The sequence below is a fragment of the Micromonospora sediminimaris genome (assembly GCF_016863575.1).
GTDB lineage: Bacteria > Actinomycetota > Actinomycetes > Mycobacteriales > Micromonosporaceae > Micromonospora > Micromonospora sediminimaris.
This window is the reverse complement of sequence record NZ_BOPD01000018.1, coordinates 133,622-154,158: the sequence shown is the minus strand read 5'-3', so window position 1 is coordinate 154,158 and position 20,537 is coordinate 133,622. Positions and strand designations below refer to the sequence as shown.

Below are 20,537 nucleotides of genomic sequence, written 5' to 3'. Positions count from 1 at the left end.
CGGTGTTCTTCAGCTCCAGGATCTCGCCCCGGGCGTCGACCGTGATCTTCTGGCTCAGGTCACCCTTGGCGACGGCCGTGGAGACCTGGGAGATGTTGCGGACCTGGCTGGTCAGGTTCCCGGCGAGCTGGTTGACGTTCTCAGTGAGGTCACGCCAGGTGCCGGAGACGCCGCGCACCTGGGCCTGACCGCCCAGCTTGCCCTCGGTACCCACCTCACGGGCCACCCGCGTCACCTCGTCGGCGAACGACGACAACTGGTCCACCATCGTGTTGACGGTGTCCTTGAGTTCCAGGATCTCGCCCTGCGCGGCCACGGTGATCTTCTGCGACAGGTCACCCCGGGCCACAGCCGTGGAGACCTGAGCGATGTTCCGCACCTGGGCGGTCAGGTTCGACGCCATCGAGTTGACGCTGTCGGTCAGGTCCTTCCAGGTGCCCGCTACGCCCGGCACCTCCGCCTGACCGCCCAGCTTGCCCTCGGTACCCACCTCCCGGGCCACCCGCGTCACCTGCTCGGCGAAGAGGCGCAGCGTGTCGGTGAGCGAATTCATCGTGTCGGCCAGCTCGGCGACCTCGCCGCGCGCGCTGACGGTGATCTTCTGCGAGAGGTCACCCTTGGCCACCGCGGTCGCCACCTGGGAGATCGACCGGACCTGGCCGGTCAGGTTCGACGCCATGGTGTTCACCGAGTCGGTGAGGTCCTTCCAGGTGCCGGCGACGCCGCGGACGTCGGCCTGGCCGCCCAGCTTGCCCTCGGTGCCCACCTCCCGGGCCACCCGGGTCACCTCGTTGGAGAAGGACGAGAGCTGGTCGACCATGGTGTTGACCGTCCGACCGATCCGCAGGTACTCACCCCGCAGCGGGCGGCCGTCGATCTCCAGCGCCATGTGCTGGGTGAGGTCACCGTCGGCGACCGCCACGATGACCCGGGCGATCTCGGTGGTGGGTCGACCCAGGTCGTCGATCAGCGAGTTGACCGCCCGCTGCCCCTCCGCCCAGGAGCCGTCCAGCCCTTCCTCGTCCAGCCGCTCGGTCAGCCGGCCGTCGCGGCCCACGACCCGACTGATCCGGCGCAGATCCAGGTGCTGCCGCTCCTGGAGCGACACCACGTCGTTGAAGGCGTCCGCCACCTCACCGGCCGCGCCCGAACGCCGGGGCAACCGCACCTTGAGATCACCGCCACGGACCCGCCGTAGCGCCTCCGCCAGCTCGGTGAGGACCGCCTCGTGGTCGGCGGCGGAGGTCTCCGCGGTCACCGACTGTTTCGCCGTGGTCATCATTCCTCGCTCACCTCGGGGTACACCGGCTCCCACCGGCCACCCCATCATTGTCCCCGTGACCTCGAAAACGCCACGGCACGGCACGGTCCGACGGCAAAGCCCCGGTGGTGATCGGCTTGGCACTTCAGAGGTGTCGGTGGAGGATACGAGGGTGTCAGCGGAGGCGGGGCCCGCGGCGAAGACGGGCCCAGACGAGCACGCGCGGCGCGTCCGGCTTCCCGCCGACCGCCGTACACCGGCCGCCGCGCGCGCGGTCGTCCGGTCCGTGCTCGCGGAGGCGGACCTGGACGAACTGCTCAACGAGGCACTTCTGTTGACCACCGAGCTGTCCACGAACGCGGTCGAGCACGCCCGCACCGAACTGGACATCGAGGTCACCGCCGACCAGGCGGGGCTGACCGTCACGGTCTCCGACTTCGCCGCCGGCCCGGTCGACGAGCTGACCGTCGGCGTACGCAACCAGGCGACCGACATCGCCGAGGTCGCCGAACGGGGGCGTGGGCTGCTGCTGGTCGACCACTTCGCCAGCCGCTGGGGCACCACCTACCTGCGCACCGGCAAGGGCGTGTGGTTCCGGCTGGACCGGTCCGATCGGAAGGGCAAGGGACCGGCCACACCCGCGCCACCGGCGAGCGCCGCCCAACCGGACAGCGCCGGACAGACCGCCGTGCCCAGCCCCGGTGCGATGAACGCGCTGATGCAGACCACCCCCGACCCGTACGCCGAGGATCCGCTGCCGGACTTCGCCGCCGGCCTGCTGACCCGGGTGGCGGAGATGGTCGGCGCCGCCGGCGGGGTGGTCCGGCTGGACCGCGGCGACGGCCAGGGCGCCCAGGTCCTCGCCCGGTACGGCCGCCAGCCCCGGGCCGGTAACGACCTGCTCCGGGTGCCGCTGGCCGTGCACCGCCCGTACGCCGGTGAGCTGGAACTGGACGCCGCGCCCACCGCGTACGCCCAGCCGCTGGCGGTGCTGACCGCCGAGCGGCTCTCGCTGCACCTGGAGAACGACCGGCTGCGCCGCGCGGACGTACGCCGGCAGGCCTGGCTGACCTTCCTCGCCGAGGCCAGCGAGCTGCTCGCCCAGTCGCTGGACGTGGAACTGACCATGGCACTCATCCCGCAGCTGGTGGTGCCCCGGCTCGGCCAGTGGTGCGCGGTGCACACCACCGACGAGTGGGGCCGGCTCCGGCTCGCGGCGGCCAGCCACGCCGACGAGTCGGTGCTGCCGCAGCTGCACGCCACGCTCCGCGAGGCCGGCCCTGATTCCATTTTGGCTCGGCTACGGGAGGCCAGCCGCAACGGCACCCGGACCCCGCTCGGCGCGCCGATGGAGGGCTTCGCCGTACCGTTGATCGCCCGAGGGCAGCGCCTCGGCACCCTGGCCGTCGGACGGCACCAGCGGCACCGGCAGGATCCGGACGAGATCGCGGTGCTGGAGGACGTGGCCCGACGGGCCGCCCTCGCCATCGAGAACGCCCGCATCCATGCCGAGCGCCGCCGGGTGGCCCAGACCCTGCAACAGTCGTTGCTGCCGCCGGTCCTGCCGGTGGTGGAGGGCATCGGCTTCGCCGCCGAGTACGTGCCGACCGGCGGGGACGTCGACGTCGGCGGCGACTTCTACGACGTGGTGCCGCTGCCGGACGGGCGCTGGCTGGTGGTGATCGGCGACGTCTCCGGCAAGGGAGTGCAGGCGGCGGCGGTCACCGGGCTGGTGCGGGACGTCATCCGGGTGCTGGCCGGCGACGGCAAGCCGCTGCCCGAGGTGCTGGCCCGGCTCAACGAGACGCTTGTGGATCGGGGTGCCGGCCGCTACTGCACGCTGGCGTTGGCGGCGGTCGGGCCGGGTGAGGGCGACCGGCTCGACGTCGGGCTGCACCTGGCTGGGCACGACCGGCCGGTGCTGCTGCGATCCAGCGGCGGCCCGGCCGCCTTCGTCGGCACCGGTGGTACCGCACTCGGGCTGCTCGACACGATCGCCTCCCCCACCGCGCAACTCGCCCTCGCCCCGGGTGACTGCCTGGTCTTCTACACCGACGGGGTGACCGAGCGTCGCCGGGGCCGGGAACTGTTCGGCACCGGGCGGCTGCGCGACGCCGCCGCGCCGCTGGCCGGTTACTCGGCGGACGTGGTGGCGGCCCGGTTACGCTCCACCGCGATCAACTTCTCGGTCGAGGAGCCCCGCGACGACATCGCCATCCTCGTCCTCCGCAACGACGCCGCCTAACCCCTCCCCCGCGCCCCGCGCCGCTCGCCCCGCGCCGCGATCTTGCACTTATTGTCGCCGCATACCAGGGCAAGAGGGGTATTTCGGCGACCAAAAGTGCAAGATCGGCGCGGGGCTGGGGTGCGGGGCGGCGCGGGTGCGGGGCGGCGTGGGGCTGGGCAGGGGTGGGTCAGAGGCCGCCGGGGAGGCGGCCGGGGGCGAGGCGGTGGGTCGGGTCCAGGTGCTGCTTGACGGCGCGTAGGTGGGCCAGATCGGCCCGCTCGCCCCACAGGTCGACGGTACGGCGGACGGCCGGCGGGGCGGCGAGCACCACGCACCGGCCCTGTCGGGCGAGCAGCACGCCACGCACCGCGGCCAGGATCGACGCGACCCGGCTCGGTGCCATCGCCCCGGGCAGGGCGGCGTGCACCACGCCGAGCCCGGCCGAGCCGCGTACCGGCACCGGCCCACCGGCCGCGTCGCGCAGGGCGTAGACGGCGGCGTGCAGATCGGTCATCGGCACCTCCAGCCGCAAGGCCGTGTCGCCGGGGGCGAAGGGGTAGCTGCGCCACCACGGTGGCGCCGTCCGGGCGACCACGGTGCTGGAGCCGAAGAGACCGATCAACCGGTCGGTGCGCTCCGCCACCTCCGCGGGGCCGCCCTCCAGGAGCACCACAAGCGAACCGGTGCCCGCCGGGCCGGTCGACGCGCGCCCGGTCATCGACGGGTGCAGTGCCATCGACTCGGCACGGCGGTCCCGTCGTGGGCGACAGCCGGTGCCGACCGGCAGATCGAGCTCGATCGCGGCCGGGTCGAGCCGGGCCGCGAGCACCGCCCGGATCAGGTCGTGCACCTCCAGCGGGGTCCACACCGGCCGGGTCACCCAGACCCGGGCGGCCGGCACCGCCTGCACCCGCAGCGTCGCGCTGACCAGCACGCCGAGTGCTCCCTCCGAACCGCACAGCAGTCGCGCCTCGGCCAGCCCGGCCGCCCCGCCGCCCGCCTCGGCCAGCTCACCGTCGGCAGCCAGGTAACGCAGGCCGACGAGCTGATCGCAGGCGGTGCCGTGTCGGTGACGCAACGGACCGGCCTCGTCCGCCGCCAGCACTCCGCCGAGCGTGGCACCGGGTGAGGGAGCGTCCAACGCGAGCCGCCGGCCGGTGCGCTCCAGGGCGGCCTGTACCGCACGCAGCGGCGTACCGGCGCCGATCTCGGCAGTGCCCCGGTCCGGCGACTGGTGGCCGATGCCGGCCAGTCTCCCGGTGTCGAGCATGATGTCGACCCGTTCGGGCGGCGCACCCCAGTCGATCTTGGTGCCGGCCCCTCGGGGCACCACGCTCAGGTCGTGCCGGGCGGCCAGTCGCAACACCTGCGCAGCCGCGTGCGGACCACCGGGCACCGCCACCCAGCGGGCCGTGCTCCCGGCCACCTCGTCGGCGGGACCGGCGCGGCGCGCGAAGCGCGGACCGCAGATCTCGCTCAGTCGGCGGGTGATGTCGCGGACACCGGACGTACCGGCGGAAGGGGGTGGCACCATGCCGGCGATCGTACATGTGTTCGAACGATTGGAGGTGGAATTGCACCGCGCCACATGTCGCTACGGCCGGTAACGTGGCGCCGTGACCACCGAGACCCCCGTTCCCGCGGCCAGGCGGGTGCCGACCGAACGTGTCCACCACGGCGACACCGTCGTCGACGAGTACGCCTGGCTCGCCACCAAGGACGATCCGGAAACGATCAACTATCTGAACGCCGAGAACGCCTGGACCGAGGCCCGGACGGCGCACCTGTCCGGGCTGCGTACGACATTGTTCGAGGAGATCCGGCGGCGTACCCAGGAGACCGACCTGTCCGTGCCGACCCGCAAGGGCCAGCACTGGTACTACACCCGCACCGTCGAGGGCCAGCAGTACGGCGTGCACTGCCGTCGGGCGGTCCGCCCCGACGAGACCACCCCGCCGATCAGCACCGATGGCGCCCCGCTCGACGGGGAGCAGATCCTGCTGGACGGCAACGAGTTGGCCAAGGGGCACGACTTCTTCTCGCTCGGCGCCTTCGACGTCAGCCCCGATGGGCGCTACCTGGCCTACTCCACCGACTTCTCCGGTGACGAGCGGTTCACCCTGCGGGTGAAGGACCTCAGCACCGGTGAGCTGCTCCCCGACGAGATTCCCGGCACCTTCTACGGCACCGCGTGGTCCGGCGACGCCTCGGTGCTGTTCTACGTGACCGTTGACGAGGCGTGGCGACCCAACCGGGTCTGGCGACACGTCATCGGCACCGCCACCACCGAGGACGTGGTGGTGCACACCGAGGACGACGAGCGGTTCTGGGTCGGTGTCGAGCTGACCCGCTCGGAGCGGTTCGTCCTCATCGACATCGCCAGCAAGCTCACCAGCGAGGTACGGGTGATCCCGGCCGGCAACCCGACGGGCGAGCCGGCGGTGATCGCACCCCGCCGGCAGGGGGTCGAGTACTCGGTGGAGCACCACGGCCACCGGTTCCTGATCCTGCACAACGACGATGCCGAGGATTTCGCCCTCGCGTACACCTCGGCCGACGCCCCGGGCGACTGGGTGCCGTTGATCGAGCACTCGCCGGGCACCCGGCTGGAGTCGGTCGACGCCTTCGCCGACCACCTGGTCGTCACGGTACGCAGCAACGGCCTGACCGGGCTGCGGGTCCTGCCCGTCGGCGGCGGTGACGCCCACGACATCGAGTTCCCGGAGCCACTGCACACCGTCGGCCTGGACGCCAACCCCGAGTACCGCACCGGCCGGCTGCGGCTGCGCTACACCTCGCTTGTCACGCCCGACTCGGTGTACGACTACGACCTCGTCACCCGGGAGATGACGCTGCTGCGCCAACGGCCGGTGCTGCCCGGGCCGGACGGTCAGGTGTACCGGCCGGAGGACTACGAGCAGCAGCGCGACTGGGCGCTGGCCGACGACGGCACCAAGGTGCCGATCTCCCTGGTGTACCGGCGGGGCACCCCCCGGGACGGCTCGGCGCCCTGCGTCATCTACGGCTACGGCTCGTACGAGGCGAGCATGGACCCGTGGTTCTCGGTCGGCCGACTGTCCCTGTTGGACCGTGGGGTGATCTTCGCGGTGGCGCACATCCGGGGCGGTGGCGAGTTGGGTCGCCGGTGGTACGACCACGGCAAGATGCTCGCCAAGAAGAACACCTTCACCGACTTCGTGGCCTGTGCCCGACACCTGGCGAAGGCGGGCTGGACGGCACCGGACCGGCTGGTCGCCCGGGGTGGTTCGGCCGGCGGGTTGCTGATGGGCGCGGTGGCCAACCTGGCCCCGGACGCCTTCGCCGGCATCGTCGCGCAGGTGCCGTTCGTGGACGCGCTCAACACGATCCTGGACCCGTCGCTGCCGCTCACCGTCACCGAGTGGGAGGAGTGGGGCAACCCGCTGGCGGACCCCGAGGTGTACGCGTACATGAAGTCGTACACCCCGTACGAGAACGTCGCCGCCCTGGACTACCCGGCGATCCTGGCGATGACCAGCCTCAACGACACGCGGGTGCTCTACCACGAGCCGGCGAAGTGGATCGCGCGGCTGCGGGCGGTCGCGCCGCAGGGTGACTACCTGCTCAAGACCGAGATGGAGGCGGGTCACGGCGGGCCGAGCGGGCGTTACGACGCCTGGCGGGAGGAGGCGTTCATAAACGCCTGGACCCTGGACCGCTTCGGCCGCGCCTGACCCGGCTGGCCAGCCGGGTCAGCTCGCGGGATGCGGCATCTCGCGGCTTCCTGGAGGCAGGAAAGCCCGACATCCCGCATCCCGCGAGCGCCGACGGCGGCTCAGGTGGCGCGTAGCTCCTCCACCGCTGTGGTGGACCGCAGGAAGAGCACCCCCAGCCCGACCACGACCAGCACCGCGACGATCGCGCCGGCACCCTGCACCGCCAGCTGCTCAAGCGGTACGTCCGGCCGGCGCGCGCCCGGGCTGAGGTCGCCGGTGAGCAGTCGGCCGATGGCGTACCCGACGCCGAGCGCGATCAGCACGGCGGGCACCACCGGGGCCAGCACCTGCCAGGCGATCGAGGTGCCGATGGTGGCCCGGGGCACGCCGGTCGCCACCAGGGCGGCGTACGTCCGGCGGCGGGAGACGATCCCCTCCACAAGTGTGACGAGCAGGCCGGCGGCGGCGATGGCCACCGCTGCGGCCACGGCGAGGTCGACCAGATCCATGGTGTTCAGGTAGAAGGAGTCGTGGAAGGCGTCGTCGCCGAAACCGGCCAGCCGGTTCTGCTCCTGTTCCAGCTCCGCCCTGAGCTGGAACGAGGCTCGGAAGGCCGCCGCGCCGCCAGCGATGATCAGGGCGGCCAGCAGGGCGGCGAAGGTGCGGCTGCTGGCCCAAGGGTCGTCGGTCAACCGGCGGGCTGCCAGCAGCGCGGCCGGACGCCTGGCGAGACGGTGCAGCGTCCGCCCGGCCAGGTGCGCGATCCAGCCGGCCCCGAAGATCACCCCCATCACCGCGCCGAAGATGCCGACCATGGCGACCAGGGCCAGCCATTCGAGGGCGGCCCCCCGTAGGGCCCACTGGATCGGTTCGACAACCGCCGCCGCCAGCACTCCGAGCCCGATCAGCAGCGCCGGCCACGGCTGGGGGGACCCGGTGCGTCCGGCCCGGCGGACCACCCCCAGCGGTGTGGTGGCGACCGCACGGAGCAGGACGGCGGTGGCCGCCGCGGCGAGCACCGGGAGCCCGAGCACCACCGCCGCCATCGCCGGCACCGGCGGCAGCACGTCGGTGGGCAGGGCCAACTGGCCGTTGTCGTCCGGCCGGTGCAGCACCTCCCGCCCGCCGAGGTAGCAGGCCAGCCCGAGAACGGTTCCGGCGAGGCTGGCGAGCCCGGTCTCCAGCATGGCGACCCGGGTCACCTGGCCGGGGGTCGCGCCGGCCAGCCGCAACGCGGCGAGCCGTCGGTCCCGCGACGGCGCGCCCAGCCGGGCGCTCTGGCCGGCCAGGGCCAGCACCGGGATGGTCAGCATCACAAGCGCGAACGCCGTCCCGCCGCGCAGCCCCGGCTCGCGCAGCAACGCGTTCACGTACTGCTCGGACTGCTGCCACGCGTCACCAGGCGGTTTCTCGATGGCCAGCACCGTCAGGGCCGCGAGCCCGGCGAGCGTGGCCAGCAGGGCGCTCAGCGCGGTCAGCGCCACCCGGGCGGCGTCGGTGCGGTTGCCGGCGAGGGCCAGCCTGGTCAGGGTCGCGAGGCTCACCGGGAGCCGCCGGCGAGCGGCGCGTCGAGGCCCAGACCGGTGTGGTCGATCACGCCGTCGCGCAGGACGACCTCACGATCGGCGTACGCGGCGATCCGTGGCTCGTGGGTGACCAGGACGACGCTCGTGCGGTGCTCCCGGGCCAGCCGGACCAGTTGCGTCAGCACCTGCTCCCCGGCGAGGGTGTCCAGCGCACCTGTCGGCTCGTCGGCGAAGAGCACCCGTGGTTCGGTGACAAGTGCCCGGGCGGTGGCGCAGCGCTGTTGCTGACCGCCGGACATCTCGCCGGGACGCACGTCGGCGCACTCCGCCACACTCAGCCGCTCCAACCAGGTAAGCGCCGCCGTCCGTGCCGCTCGCCGCCCCGTGCCGGCGAGCAACAACGGAAGGGCGACGTTCTCCGCCGCGGTCAGCTCGGGGACGAGCTGACCGAACTGGAACAAGACCCCGAAATCGGTACGCCGCAGCCGGGAGCGGGCCGCCTCGGACCAGGTGTCCAGCCGGTGCCCACGCCAACTCACCTCGCCCGCGTCGGGCCGCAGGATGCCGGCGAGGCAGTGCAGCAGGGTGGACTTGCCGCAGCCGCTCGGCCCGGTCACCGCGACTATCTCCCCCTCGTCGATGTCGAGGGTGATGCCCCGCAGCGCGGGTGTCGGTCCGTACGACTTCACCAGACCGCGAGCCTGAAGTTGCGTCACGGGTGCACCTCCCGGTGCCAGTCGGCGACCCGGTCCAGGGTGGTGTGCAACCACCGCAGGTCGGCGTCGAGATGAGCGATGGCGTAGTCGGCCGCCACGATGTCGTCGACGGTGACCGACGGGGCCGTCTTCAGTGCGGTCAGCTCACGCAACCGCTCGGTGTGCGCGCGCCGCTGCGCGACGAGGTATGCCCGCGCCCGGTCCACGTCGGCCACCAGCAACGCCACCACGACCTTTGCGAACAGCGGACTGTTCACGTACGGCATCGGTGGCTCGACGCTGCTCAGCCACTGGTCCAGCGTGGCCCGCCCCTGCTCGGTCAGCGTGTACGCCGTCCGATCCGGCCCGGCGAGGCGCTCCGGCCCGGTCGAGGCCACCAAACCGTCCCGCAGCAGCCGCCCCAGCGTGGCGTAGACCTGCCCGAACGCCAACGGGCGGGCCTGCGGCAGCCGGGTGTCGTGGGCCCGCTTCAGCTCGTACCCGTGCATGGTGCCGGTGGCGAGCAGCCCCAGCAGCAGGTGCGGTGTGGACACCCGGCCACTATTCACTCAGTGAATAGTGGCCGTCAAGTCACTGGGTCAGCGCGGTGTCCAGGCCGGGTCGCGGCCGGTCATGCCAAGCAGCCGGGGCAACTCCGGCAGGGTGCCGTCGACCGGCACCGCCTCGCCGAATACACCCATCTGCCGGGCGGTCGGAGCGAGCTGAGCGGCCAACTCGTGCAGCGCGGGCAGCACCTCGGGCGCCGGCTCATACGGCTGACCGGTGGCGACCGCGAGATCCCACCCGTGCACGGTCAGGTCGAGCAGCGCCATCGCACCCACCACCGGCTGCGGCATGCCCATTCCCGGCGAGACACCCTCCTCGCTGGCCGGGTCCGACCACGCCTCGACCAACCGGCCGGTCTCGGTCTCGAACCGGTCCCGCCAGCCGTCGGTGAGATGGTCAGGCTTGTCTGCCCAGGTCACCGACGAGCGCCCGGCGAGCGCCTGGAAGTTGACCACCACCTCGTACAGGTGGTTCAGCAGGTCACGGACCTGATAGTCCTGACAGGGGGTGGGCAGGTCGAGCTGGTCATCGGTGATCTGCCGGACCACCGCCACGGTTCGCGGCGCGGCAGCCGCCAGCAGGTCGCTAGTCTGAGTGGCCATAGGGCCAGCGTATGAGGGCGGTCTTGAACAAATGCGACAGCCGCGCGGCGATAGCCGAGGCATCCTCGACCCGGCCGGGTTGAAGCGGCGGGTGCGGTTCCGACGGCACCTGCCCGCGGTTCCGCTACGCCACTGGGTGGAGCACTACTGGCTGATCGACTGGGACCTCAGCGAACCGTTCGAGCAGCGGATCGTCCCGCATCCGGCGGTAAATGTGGTGTTCCAGCGCGACGGTGACGAACCGGAACGCGCGGAGCTGGCCGGCGTCAGTCAGGAACTCTTCTCGATCACCCTCACCGGTTCCGGGCGGGTCAGCGGCGTGCAGTTCCGGCCCGGCGGCTTCCATCCATTCTGGCGGCGGTCGGTCGCCGAGCTGACCGGCCGCCGGCAGCCGCTCCCCGGTGCCGTACCCGATCATGTGGTCTGCGCCGGTACGGACACCGAACGTTGCCAGGCGCTGAACGCACTGCTGACCGGCTGGGCACCCCGAGCAGATCCCGTCAACGACGAGGTGATGCGCCTGGTCGAGACGATCCGGACCGACCGGAACGTACGCCGGGTCGACGAGTTCGCCAGCGAACACGGCGTATCCGTCCGCAGGTTGCAGCGGCTCTTCCTCACTCACGTCGGGGTCGGTCCCAAGTGGGTGATCCGCCGCTACCGGCTGCACGAGGCGATCGAGCGGGCGGCGGACGGGCCGCTCGACTGGGCCGGGCTCGCCGTCGAACTCGGCTACAGCGATCAGGCCCACCTGGTACGCGACTTCACCGCGACGACCGGCGTCTCCCCCGCCGCGTACGCCCAGGGTCGGCGTTAGGAAGGGCCGCTCGCAACCGAGGGCGTCGCACCTCAGCGACGGCGCAGGACGACCACGGCGACGTCGTCCTGGATCTCGTCCGGGGCCAGTTCGACGAGCAGCCGTTCGCAGTACCGGTCGAGGTCGTCGTCGACCTGGGCGGCGCAGGCCGCGAGGGCGGCCAGCCCCTCGTCGATCGTCGCGTCCCGCCGTTCGATCAGGCCGTCGGTGTAGAAGACCATCGTCGCCCCGGCCGGCAGCACGAACTCCAGGTCGGCGGGGCGGGGCGCACGCACCCCGAGCAGGGGCGCGGCATGATTTACGTACTCCACCTTGCCGTCCTGAATGATCAACGGGGGCAGGTGGCCGGCGCTGGCCAGCCGGATGTGACCGGTGGTCGGCTCCAGCAGCAGTACGCAGATCGTCGCCAGCTCGCTGGGCAGCAGCGTACGCATCAGCTCGTTGACCCGGTGCAGGATCTCGCCCGGCTGGTGCCCCTCCACCGCGTACGCCCGCAGCGCGTGCCGCAGCTCGGCCATGATGGTGGCGGCGTGCAGGGAGTGGCCGGCCACGTCCCCGATGGCCAGCAACAGGTGACCGTCGAGCATCACCAGCTCGTAGAAGTCGCCACCCACCTCGGTCTGGGCGCTGGCCGGCTCGTAGCGTACGGCCAGGTCGAGACCGGTGATCTGCGGGATCCGGCGCGGCAGCAGGCTGCGTTGCAGCGTCACCGCGATCCGGTGTTCCTCGTCGAAGGAGCGTTGCGCCTCCACGGCGGAGGCCACCGCCTGGGCGAGCTGGACCAGCACCGGGGTACGGGCGGTCTGCGTCGCGGTGGGCACCACGACGTAGAGCGGCGCGCGGTCCTCGCGCAGCCGGGCGGCGGCGACGGTGACCGTGTCGCCGGCCGGCCAGTCGACAAGCGACCAACCGCCCGGCTCCTGCACCGTGACGGTGGCGCCGGTCGGCACCCCGGTGTCATCGACGACCCAGGTCACCACGCGGGGCTCGGCACCCGGCCCGGCACAGATGCCGGCGAGGCAGTCGCCGTCGAAGGTCTCGGCGACCACCGCGGCAGGGCTCTTGAAGATCTCCGCGGCGCCGGCCGCCGCCACCTGTAGCAGTCTGGTGAAGCTCGGCGCGGCGTGCACCGCGACGGTGGTGTCCGCCAGCCCGGTGAGCCGCTCGGCGAGCAGTTCGGCTCGCCGCCGGGCCTGGTAGTACCGCAACACCGACTGGGCGGTGGCGACAAGTTCCTCCGGCTCGATCGGCTCGGCCAGATACGCGTCCGCCCCCCGGGTCAGGCCCTGGGTCCGGTCGTTCGTGTCGACCGCGTGCGCGGACACGTGGATCACCGGCAACGCCGGATGCGCCAACTTGATCTGCTCGCACACCTCGAAGCCGCTCATGTCCGGCAACCGGACGTCGAGCACGACCAGGTCGACCGGGTCCACCCCGACCCGGCTCAGCGCCTCGCCACCCGTCTCCGCCTCCAACACGGTGAAGCCGGCTCGGGTCAGCCAGTTCACCAGGAGGTAGCGCTTGGTCCGACTGTCGTCGACCACCAGCACTGTCGCCGCGCCGTCCACGTCACGTCCCGTCCGCGGGCAGCCAGACCGTGAACGTGCTGCCTCGACCCGGCTCGCTGGCCAGGTCCAGAGTGCCGCCGAGCAGATTCACCAACCGCCGGGCGTACGGCAGGCCGAGGCCGGTGCCGCCGACCCGGGTCGGGCCGGGGGCCTGGTAGAACTCCTCGAACACCCGATCGTGCAGCTCCGGTGGGATGCCCGGACCGGTGTCGGCAACGGTCAGCCGCCAACCGTCACCATGCCGTTCGGCCCGCAGCCGGACCTCGCCCTCGGTGGTGAACTTCAGAGCGTTGTGCAGCAGGTTGCGCAGCACCTGGGCGAGCAGCACCTCGTCGGTGCGTACCGTGGCCGGCGTGGCCGGCTCCTCCACCACCAGTTCGACCCCGTCAGCGGCTGGCAACGCCCGCAGCGTGCCGCGCAGCTGACCGAAGACGGCCCGCAGGTCCACCTCGGACCACTCCGGCTCGATCCGGCCCGACTCCGCCTTGGCCAGGTCGAGCAGCTCGTTGACCAACGTGAGCAGATCCGACGCCGAGGAACGGATCAGCCCGACCTGGCGTTCCTGCTCGGTGGTCAGCGGATCGGACGCGGAGTCGCCGAGCAGCCGGGCCAGCCCGATGATGGCGGTCACCGGTGCCCGCAGCTCGTGGCTGACGTTGGCCAGGAAACGGCTCTTGGACTCGCTCGCCGCGCGCAGCTGCGCCGACTTCTCGTCCAGCTCCGCGTAGAGGGCCACCACGCCCTGATTGGTCGCCTCCAACTCGTCGGTGAGCTGTTGGTAGAGCGCCATCACGCCCTGGTTGGTCTGCTCCAGCTCCTCGTTGAGCCGGGCCAGCTCGTCGCGCTGGTTGCGTACCTCGTCCAGGGCGTTGATAAGTTGGCGGTTCTGGGTGGCGAGTTCCTCCTCGGCGGTGCCCGGGGCGCTCTCGCCGAGCTGGGCGCGCAACTCCGCCAGACGCTCGGTGGTGAGCGTCCGGGCGGTGGCCGGAACCCGTCGGGACATCCTGACGACCGTATCCCGCTGAACCGTCAGGACGCTCAATGTGTCCACCAGGCGTGCCACCGCGCCCGACTCCGGTTCGTACCGCCCACCTGGCAGGGGCGCCACCGGGGTGAGATCGACCCGCAGGTGACAACGCCCGTCCGGCGACTCGACGACGGCGAACACCACGTCGGCACCGCCGACCGCCCGCAGCAGGTCCCGGCCGACCTCACTCAACGCGGTGGCGATCCGGACCTGGTCCTGATGCTCCAGTCCGACCGCTGCGGCGACCTCCCGGCCGCGCTGGCGGACCACGAAGATGTCCTGCTCCACCCGCAGTGTCATCTGTAGCAACGGCGTGGTGGTCATGACCAGGACCTCGCCACCAGCACCCCGGCGTCGTCGCGCCGGATGCCGGCGTCGCGCAGCAGGGTGGCGGCCACCACCAGGGGTGCCCGCCCGGTCAGACCCGGGTAGTCGGCGAGCTGCCACCGGTCGACCACGCCGTCGGTGTGCATGACCAGCAGGCTGCCCACCTCGAAGGGATAGTCGTACTGCCGGATCACTGGTCGTTGGTGCCCGGCGATGCCCGGCAGGGAGACCAGGCCGCGACGCTGACCGTCGCCGGTGGCCACGACGCCGGTGATGTTGCCCAGTCCGGCGTAGCGCAGCACGCCGGCCGCTGGGTCCGGCTCGGCCACCGCGAGCGCCGCACCCCGGGTGTGCGACATCGACCGGTGCAGGTGACCGACCACCTCAGCCGGCGACGCCGCCGGGGCGTCCCGGAAGGCGGCGAGCGCCGCGTCGGTGGCCGCCGCGGCCAGCGGCCCGTGCCCCAGACCGTCGCTGACCATCACCTGACGGCGATCGTCCACGATGCGGACCGCGTAACCGTCCCCACTGACCGTCTCTCCGGTCAACGGTCGGGTCAGCCCGCCGACCCAGGACGCTGCGGTGTCCGGGGCGGCGAAGACCCGCACGGCGATGACCGTTCCCCGGCCCGGCCGCGAGTACGCGTCGAACCAGCTCGCCTGCCGGACGATCGCGCCCAGACCGATGCCGAGGGTGCCGGCGGTGGAGTGCCCGTCGCGGGCGGAGTCGGCGAGGTCGACCATGCCCGGGCCGGTGTCGATCGCGACCATCTCCACCCCGGCGTCCAGCTCCCGGCGTACCGGCCGGAGCAGCAGCAACCCGTCGTCGGCGTGCTTGATGAGGTTGCTGGTCAGCTCGGCGGCGACGATGGCCAGGTCGGCGATCCGTCCGGCGGGCAGACCCAACTGACTGCCCAGCCGCTCGGCGGCCCGCCGCACGGCGCTGCCGGCGCTGCCGTTCTCCACCCGGAACCAGGTGCCCCGGTCGGTGACCGGTTCGACGGTCACCGGGACCACTTGGTGATCGTGATCCGGGTGCCCTGACCGGGCGCGGTCTGGATGTCGAACTCGTCGACAAGTCGGCGGGCACCACTGAGGCCGAGGCCGAGGCCACCACCTGTGGTGTAGCCGTCGGTCAGCGCGAGATCCAGGTCGGCGATGCCGGGGCCGGAGTCGGCGAAGACGATCCGGATGCCGGGTCGCCGGCCGTTGTCGATGGCGGTCACCTCGACCGTTCCGCCGCCGCCGTAGACGAGCGTGTTGCGGGCGAGCTCACTGGCCGCGGTGACCACCTTCGTCTGGTCGACCAGGGAGAGCCGGACCGCCACGGCCGCGGTGCGTACCAGCTGGCGGACGCGTACGACGTCCTCGTCGCTGCCGACCGACTGCGTCTGGGGGCGGCCCAGGTCGACCCCGCTGGTCACGGTGACGCCGTCGGCTCTGGGACAGGATCGTCGTCCGGCTCATCGTGGTCGTCGTCAGCCCGCTCGATCGCGATGAGTTCCATCCCCCGCTCGACGTTGAGTGCGGTACGGATGCCGTTGAGTGACAGCCCCAGCTCGACCAGGGTGATGGCGACGGCCGGGCGCATCCCTACGACCACCGTCTCCGCGTCGAGCACCCGCGAGATCGAGGCGATGGTGGAGAGCATCCGACCGACGAAGGAGTCGACGATGTCCAGTGCGGTGATGTCGATGATCACCCCGTGACAGCCGGTCGCGACGATCCGCTCGGCCAGGTCCTCCTGGAGCGCGACCGCCGTCTGGTCGGACATGTCCACCTGGATGGAGACCAGCAGGATGTCGCCGATCTTGAGGATCGGCACCCGCTCCATCACGCCTCCCGACGCGACTGGCGGCGGGAGGTCTCGACCCCGGTGAGCCGCAGCACGTGCCGCAGCGCGTCGGCGAGACTCGCCTTGGTGGCGATGTCACCGAACTCGATGCCGAGCGCGACGATGGTCTGCGCGATCTGCGGCCGGATGCCGGAGATGATGCAGTCGGCGCCCATCAGCCGGGCGGCCACCACCGTCTTCAGGATGTGCTGGGCCACCTGCGTGTCCACCGCCGGTACGCCGGTGATGTCGATGATCGCGTACGGCGAGCCGGTGTCGACCAGGGTCTGCAACAGCCGTTCCATCACGACCTGGGCACGGGCCGAGTCGAGCGTGCCGACCAGTGGCACCGCCACCACGCCCTCCCAGAGCTTGACCACCGGGGTGGAAAGCTCCAGCAGCTGCTCGGCCTGGTCGGCGATCAGGCTCTCCCGGGTGCGGACGAAGGTCTCGAAGGTGAACAGGCCCATCTGGTCGACAAACGCGGAGAAAGCGACGTAGTCGCGAAGCGTCTCGACGCTCTGGTCGGCCTTCAGGGTGCTGAGCAGCGCCTCCTTGAGAGCGAACACGCCGGTGGCGGTCTCGGTGGCGGAGAAGCCCTGCCGCGCCTGCCCGCGGGAGAACTCGGCGAGCACGGCCCGCAGCTCGGTGGCCTCCTCGGCGTTCAGGTCGACTGCGCCCTTGCTGAGGGCGTCGACCATGGCGCGGTGCAGCTCCTGCACCTGCCGGACCAGCTCGGCCTGGCTGAGCCGGCCCCGCAACTGCCTGGCGATGGTCTCGGTCCACCGCTGGGTGACCGGCTCGGCCCGGCTGGTCAGCAGCTCACCCAACCGGACGCTCTCGTCAGCGCTGAGCGCCATGGCAATACCCCCTAGACCTGGACCGGCCGGACTCTATCACCGAGGCCCGACAACTACTTGTCGCAGTGCAACGGAATGACGGTGGCCACCTGATCCTGCTCCCGTTCTGCGTATCGCGGTCCGGGTGGGATACCGTTCCACCGATAAACAGGAGGTCTGGCAAATGTCCTTGACGGTGCACACGGAGCAGCGCGGTGACGTGGTCGTCGTGTCGGTCGCTGGCGAGCTGGACATGGCCACCGCACCGCAGTTGCAGGACCAGATCACCGACCTGCTCGACAAGGGGCGCAGCCGCCTCGTGTTCGACCTGTCGGACGTCTCGTTCTGTGACTCTACCGGTCTGTCGGTGTTCGTCCGCGCGAAGAACAGCTGCGACGAGGCCGGCGGAGTGGTCCGACTCGCCGCGCCACAGCGCGGCGTACTGCGGATCCTGGAGGTGAGTGGCCTGGTCGAGGTGCTGCACACGTATCCCACAGTCGAGCAGGCGGTCGCCGGCGATCCGACGCCGGCCTCCTCCTGACCCCGACGGCTCAACGCTCGTCCTCGATGTAGCGGGGGCGAGCGATCAGCACGCCTGCGCAGGTCTGCACGGCCAGGGCGACCAGCAGGAAACCGATCGGCGCCAGCCATCCCCCGGTCGCGTCGTGGAGGATCCCGACCAGCAGCGGACCCGACGCGGCGATGACGTAGCCCGTGCTCTGCGCAAAGGCCGACAGCGCGACCGTGCCGTCGGCGGTGCGGGCCCGCAGCCCGATGGTGGCCAGGATCAGCGGAAACGCGCCCTGCCCGAAGGCCAGCAGCACCACCCACACCAGTGCCCCGCCGCGCGGCGCGAACGCCAGACCCAGGTACGCCAGGCTGGAGGCAGTGGTCAGCGCGAAGACCAACGGCCGGAGGCTGCCCAGTCGGCCGGCCAGCGTCGGCATCAGCAGCGCGATCGGCACCCCGAGTGCGGTCACTCCGGCAAGCAGCAGCCCGGCGTCCTGCGGGCGGAAACCCGCGTCCCGGAACATCTGGGCCAACCAGCCCATGATCGCGTACCCGCTCAGCGACTGCGCCCCGAAGTAGACCGCCATCGCCCAGCCGAGCCGGGTGCGTCCGGGCCGCACTCCCGAGCGGAGCGTGGCGCCACTGCGTCGTGCGGCGGCCCGGCCGCGCAGCGCCGCCGGCAGCCATGGGAGTACGGCCACCGCCGCCAGCCCGGCCCAGACGCCCAGTCCGGCCCGCCAACTGCCGAAGGCGTGCGCCACCGGCACCGCGGAGGCGGCGGCCACCGTCGTGCCCACGGTCAGCGCCATCGTGTACGCCCCGGTGACCAGCCCGGTGCGATGCGGGAAGTGCTGCTTGACCAGCATCGGCAGCAGGATGTTCGCCACCGCGATGCCGGACAGCGCGAGCGCGCTGGTGAAGAGGAACACCACGGCGGAACCGGTGACCGCCCGCAGCACCTGCCCGACGGTGAGAGCCAGCATCGCCAGCACCAGCAGCCTGGCCGGGGAGAACCGGCGGACCAGCCACGGGGTGGCCGCCCCGAGTCCGGCGAACGCGATTGTGGGCAGGGTGGTGACGAAGCCGGCCATCGTCCCGGAGAGGGCCAGGCCGACGCGTACCTCGTCGAGCAGCGCACCGAGGCTGGTGACGGCGGCCCGCAGGTTGAGCGCCACCAGCAGCATCCCGGCCAGCACCAGCCATCCCGCGTTGACGCGGGACGCGGTCGCAGCCGCGCCGCCGGCCGGGCTGACCGCGCCCGCTTCGACGGTCGGGACACCCTGACCGTCGACCGCACCCGTCGAGACGGCCTGGCGGGTGATCTCGTCCGTCGGGACGGCGGGGACGGCAGGGGGTGACGGGGGCATGACCTTGAACCTACAATCATGGGATGAATTCCGGCGAGAGGTTGTAACCAGTGCCACCCGCAGCCGATTCCACCCCGGTTCCGCCGCGCGGACGGCGGGTCCGGGAGACGATCGTCCAGCTCCGGCAACGGATCATGGACGGCGAGTGGCCGGTGGGCGGCCGGATCCCGACCGAGCCGCAACTGGTCGAGACACTCGGCGTAGGGCGCAACACGGTGCGCGAGGCGGTCCGCGCCCTGGCCCACGCGGGGGTGCTGGAATGCCGCCAGGGCTCCGGCACCTACGTGCTCTCCACCGACGAACTCGCCCCGGTGGTGGCCCGCCGACTCACCGACGACCGGATGACCGAGGTGATCGAGGTACGCCGCGCCTTCGAGGTGGAGGCCGCGCGGCTCGCCGCGCGGCGGCGTACCCCCGAGGACCTGGCCGCCCTCGACGACGCGCTCACCGCCCGGGAGGCGGCCTGGCGCGGCGGCCGGGTCGCCGAGTTCGTGGCGGCCGACGCCGCGCTGCACACCGCCGTGGTCGCGGCGGCGCACAACACCATGCTCGCCGAGCTGTACGCCTCGATCGGCACCGCGATGCGCAGCACGCTCACCCAGGCCATGGGCGACGCGCTGACGCCGGACCGGCACGTCGACCACGCCCGGCTGGTGGCGGCGATCAGGGCCGGCGATTCGGAGCTGGCCGCCCGGGAAGCCGGCGCTTTTCTGGAGCCCCCACCCGGGGCATAGGTTGTCCCCGACAAAAACGGGACACCTCGGGAGTATGGATGATCAAGGGATTCAAAGACTTCATCATGCGCGGCAACGTCGTCGACCTCGCGGTCGGCGTCGTCATCGGCGCCGCGTTCACCGGCGTGGTCACCCAGCTGACCAAGTCCTTCCTGGAGCCACTGATCCGGGTCTTCGTGCTGCTCATCACCGGCAGCGACAAGGGCATCGCCGGCACCGCGCCCGAGTTCCGGGACATCGCCTTCGACTGGATCGCCTTCGTCAACGCGACGATCACGTTCCTGCTCACCGCCGCCGCGCTGTACTTCCTGGTGGTGTTTCCGATGAACCGGCTGGCCGAGCGCCGCCAGCGGGGCGAGGAGCCGCCGCCGGCCGCGCCGAGCGAGGAGGTCAAGCTGCTCACCGAGATCCGGGACGCCCTCGTCGCCGCCGGCCGGACCACCCCGGCTCAGCAGCGCGGCGCCCTGGACGACGTGCTCGGCCGACGGGACGAACCGCCCGCCGCGCGCTGAATCCGGCAAGTGCACACCGGCTCCTGCGGGAATCCCGCAGGGGCCGACTTGTGTCGAACAGATGTTCGATAGAGTCCCGCCATGGAGCAGCGAAAGCACTGGTGGAACGGGAAATGGGGGCGACTGGCCCGGCGGGACGTCTTCCTCCGGGCGGATGCCGACCGATGGTTCGTCGAGCAGCGCGCCGGTGGCGCCGAGGGCGTCTCCCGGTTCTACGAGTACGACACCGTCGACGCGGCCGAGGACACCATCCGCGCCCTACTCCAAGGCACCGACACCTGGCGCGAACTAACCCCCCGCCCCCACCCCCACCCCGACCCGCGTCCCCACCCCGGCCCGCGTCCCCACCCCGGCCCGCGTTGATCAAGAAGTTTTGGTCGGAGTTCGCCGCGGATCCCGACCAAAACTTCTTGATCAACGGGAGCGGCGA

At 71.8% G+C, this 20,537-nt stretch carries 20 protein-coding genes; 7 read left to right on the top strand and 13 right to left on the bottom strand.

Going from position 1 to position 20,537, the window contains the following annotated elements; genetic code table 11:
• The coding region (locus tag Vse01_RS16165; RefSeq protein WP_204019250.1) for a HAMP domain-containing protein at positions 1 to 1,279 on the bottom strand (1,279 nt) is incomplete at its 3' end.
• Between the two features lie 154 nt (positions 1,280 to 1,433).
• On the opposite strand from Vse01_RS16165, the gene Vse01_RS16160 reads away from it, so the two are divergent.
• On the top strand, positions 1,434 to 3,506 hold the full coding sequence (locus Vse01_RS16160) for a SpoIIE family protein phosphatase (RefSeq protein ID WP_093403941.1): 2,073 nt from the start codon (positions 1,434 to 1,436) through the stop codon (positions 3,504 to 3,506).
• A gap of 169 nt (positions 3,507 to 3,675) precedes the next feature.
• On the opposite strand, the gene Vse01_RS16155 is transcribed toward Vse01_RS16160, so the two are convergent.
• The gene (locus tag Vse01_RS16155) at positions 3,676 to 5,022 is read right to left on the bottom strand and encodes an FAD-binding oxidoreductase (protein WP_093403940.1); all 1,347 of its coding nucleotides are present in this window, start codon (positions 5,020 to 5,022) and stop codon (positions 3,676 to 3,678) included.
• A gap of 82 nt (positions 5,023 to 5,104) precedes the next feature.
• On the opposite strand from Vse01_RS16155, the gene Vse01_RS16150 reads away from it, so the two are divergent.
• Entirely contained in the window at positions 5,105 to 7,201 is a 2,097-nt protein-coding gene (locus tag Vse01_RS16150; protein WP_093403938.1) for a S9 family peptidase, read from the top strand.
• 101 nt (positions 7,202 to 7,302) lie between these two features.
• Here the strand turns inward: Vse01_RS16150 and Vse01_RS16145 are convergent, their stop codons facing one another.
• The 4 genes from Vse01_RS16145 to Vse01_RS16130 are packed head-to-tail and all read right to left on the bottom strand — an operon-like array spanning position 7,303 to position 10,573.
• Positions 7,303 to 8,727 carry an FtsX-like permease family protein gene (locus tag Vse01_RS16145; RefSeq protein WP_093403937.1) on the bottom strand — a complete coding sequence of 475 codons (1,425 nt, stop codon included), beginning with the start codon at positions 8,725 to 8,727 and terminating at the stop codon, positions 7,303 to 7,305.
• Positions 8,724 to 9,425: an ABC transporter ATP-binding protein gene (locus Vse01_RS16140; RefSeq protein ID WP_093403935.1), complete on the bottom strand. Its 702-nt coding sequence runs from the start codon at positions 9,423 to 9,425 to the stop codon at positions 8,724 to 8,726. Before Vse01_RS16140 ends, Vse01_RS16145 begins: the two co-directional genes overlap by 4 nt.
• Complete coding sequence (locus Vse01_RS16135; RefSeq protein WP_093403933.1) at positions 9,422 to 9,958, bottom strand: PadR family transcriptional regulator; 537 nt, start codon at positions 9,956 to 9,958, stop codon at positions 9,422 to 9,424. Before Vse01_RS16135 ends, Vse01_RS16140 begins: the two co-directional genes overlap by 4 nt.
• 45 nt (positions 9,959 to 10,003) lie before the next feature.
• On the bottom strand, positions 10,004 to 10,573 hold the full coding sequence (locus Vse01_RS16130; protein ID WP_093403932.1) for a TIGR03086 family metal-binding protein: 570 nt from the start codon (positions 10,571 to 10,573) through the stop codon (positions 10,004 to 10,006).
• Between the two features lie 31 nt (positions 10,574 to 10,604).
• Here Vse01_RS16130 and Vse01_RS16125 point away from each other — a divergent pair, with 31 nt between their 5' ends.
• Positions 10,605 to 11,390: a helix-turn-helix domain-containing protein gene (locus tag Vse01_RS16125; protein WP_093403930.1), complete on the top strand. Its 786-nt coding sequence runs from the start codon at positions 10,605 to 10,607 to the stop codon at positions 11,388 to 11,390.
• A 32-nt stretch (positions 11,391 to 11,422) separates the two neighbouring features.
• On the opposite strand, the gene Vse01_RS16120 is transcribed toward Vse01_RS16125, so the two are convergent.
• From Vse01_RS16120 to Vse01_RS16095, 6 genes are read right to left on the bottom strand one after another with little or no spacing between them, the layout of a single operon-like run.
• Entirely contained in the window at positions 11,423 to 12,958 is a 1,536-nt protein-coding gene (locus Vse01_RS16120; protein ID WP_093403929.1) for a SpoIIE family protein phosphatase, read from the bottom strand.
• 1 nt (position 12,959) lies between these two features.
• Positions 12,960 to 14,309, bottom strand: coding sequence for a sensor histidine kinase (locus tag Vse01_RS16115; protein WP_093403927.1), 1,350 nt, complete (start codon positions 14,307 to 14,309; stop codon positions 12,960 to 12,962).
• Positions 14,306 to 15,328: a SpoIIE family protein phosphatase gene (locus Vse01_RS16110; RefSeq protein ID WP_232511215.1), complete on the bottom strand. Its 1,023-nt coding sequence runs from the start codon at positions 15,326 to 15,328 to the stop codon at positions 14,306 to 14,308. Before Vse01_RS16110 ends, Vse01_RS16115 begins: the two co-directional genes overlap by 4 nt.
• A complete protein-coding gene (locus tag Vse01_RS16105) occupies positions 15,316 to 15,735 on the bottom strand; it encodes an ATP-binding protein (RefSeq protein ID WP_093403926.1) in 420 nt (139 codons plus the stop codon). Before Vse01_RS16105 ends, Vse01_RS16110 begins: the two co-directional genes overlap by 13 nt.
• Positions 15,732 to 16,145 carry an STAS domain-containing protein gene (locus Vse01_RS16100; protein ID WP_093403924.1) on the bottom strand — a complete coding sequence of 138 codons (414 nt, stop codon included), beginning with the start codon at positions 16,143 to 16,145 and terminating at the stop codon, positions 15,732 to 15,734. Before Vse01_RS16100 ends, Vse01_RS16105 begins: the two co-directional genes overlap by 4 nt.
• The gene (locus tag Vse01_RS16095; protein WP_093403923.1) at positions 16,145 to 17,005 is read right to left on the bottom strand and encodes an STAS domain-containing protein; all 861 of its coding nucleotides are present in this window, start codon (positions 17,003 to 17,005) and stop codon (positions 16,145 to 16,147) included. The genes Vse01_RS16100 and Vse01_RS16095 overlap by 1 nt, the downstream gene beginning before the upstream one ends.
• A 163-nt stretch (positions 17,006 to 17,168) precedes the next feature.
• Here Vse01_RS16095 and Vse01_RS16090 point away from each other — a divergent pair, with 163 nt between their 5' ends.
• Entirely contained in the window at positions 17,169 to 17,525 is a 357-nt protein-coding gene (locus tag Vse01_RS16090) for an STAS domain-containing protein (RefSeq protein ID WP_093403921.1), read from the top strand.
• A gap of 10 nt (positions 17,526 to 17,535) precedes the next feature.
• On the opposite strand, the gene Vse01_RS16085 is transcribed toward Vse01_RS16090, so the two are convergent.
• Entirely contained in the window at positions 17,536 to 18,861 is a 1,326-nt protein-coding gene (locus Vse01_RS16085; protein WP_232511214.1) for an MFS transporter, read from the bottom strand.
• 50 nt (positions 18,862 to 18,911) lie between these two features.
• Between Vse01_RS16085 and Vse01_RS16080 the strand changes: the two genes are divergently transcribed.
• The 3 genes from Vse01_RS16080 (at position 18,912) to Vse01_RS16070 (ending at position 20,470) form a co-directional block, all read left to right on the top strand.
• Positions 18,912 to 19,595 (top strand): FadR/GntR family transcriptional regulator, encoded by a 684-nt coding sequence (locus Vse01_RS16080; RefSeq protein WP_093403920.1) that lies wholly within the window; start codon positions 18,912 to 18,914, stop codon positions 19,593 to 19,595.
• A gap of 38 nt (positions 19,596 to 19,633) precedes the next feature.
• Complete coding sequence (mscL, locus tag Vse01_RS16075) at positions 19,634 to 20,107, top strand: large conductance mechanosensitive channel protein MscL (protein WP_093403918.1); 474 nt, start codon at positions 19,634 to 19,636, stop codon at positions 20,105 to 20,107.
• A gap of 81 nt (positions 20,108 to 20,188) precedes the next feature.
• The gene (locus Vse01_RS16070; protein ID WP_204019249.1) at positions 20,189 to 20,470 is read left to right on the top strand and encodes a hypothetical protein; all 282 of its coding nucleotides are present in this window, start codon (positions 20,189 to 20,191) and stop codon (positions 20,468 to 20,470) included.
• Positions 20,471 to 20,537 lie beyond the last annotated feature (67 nt).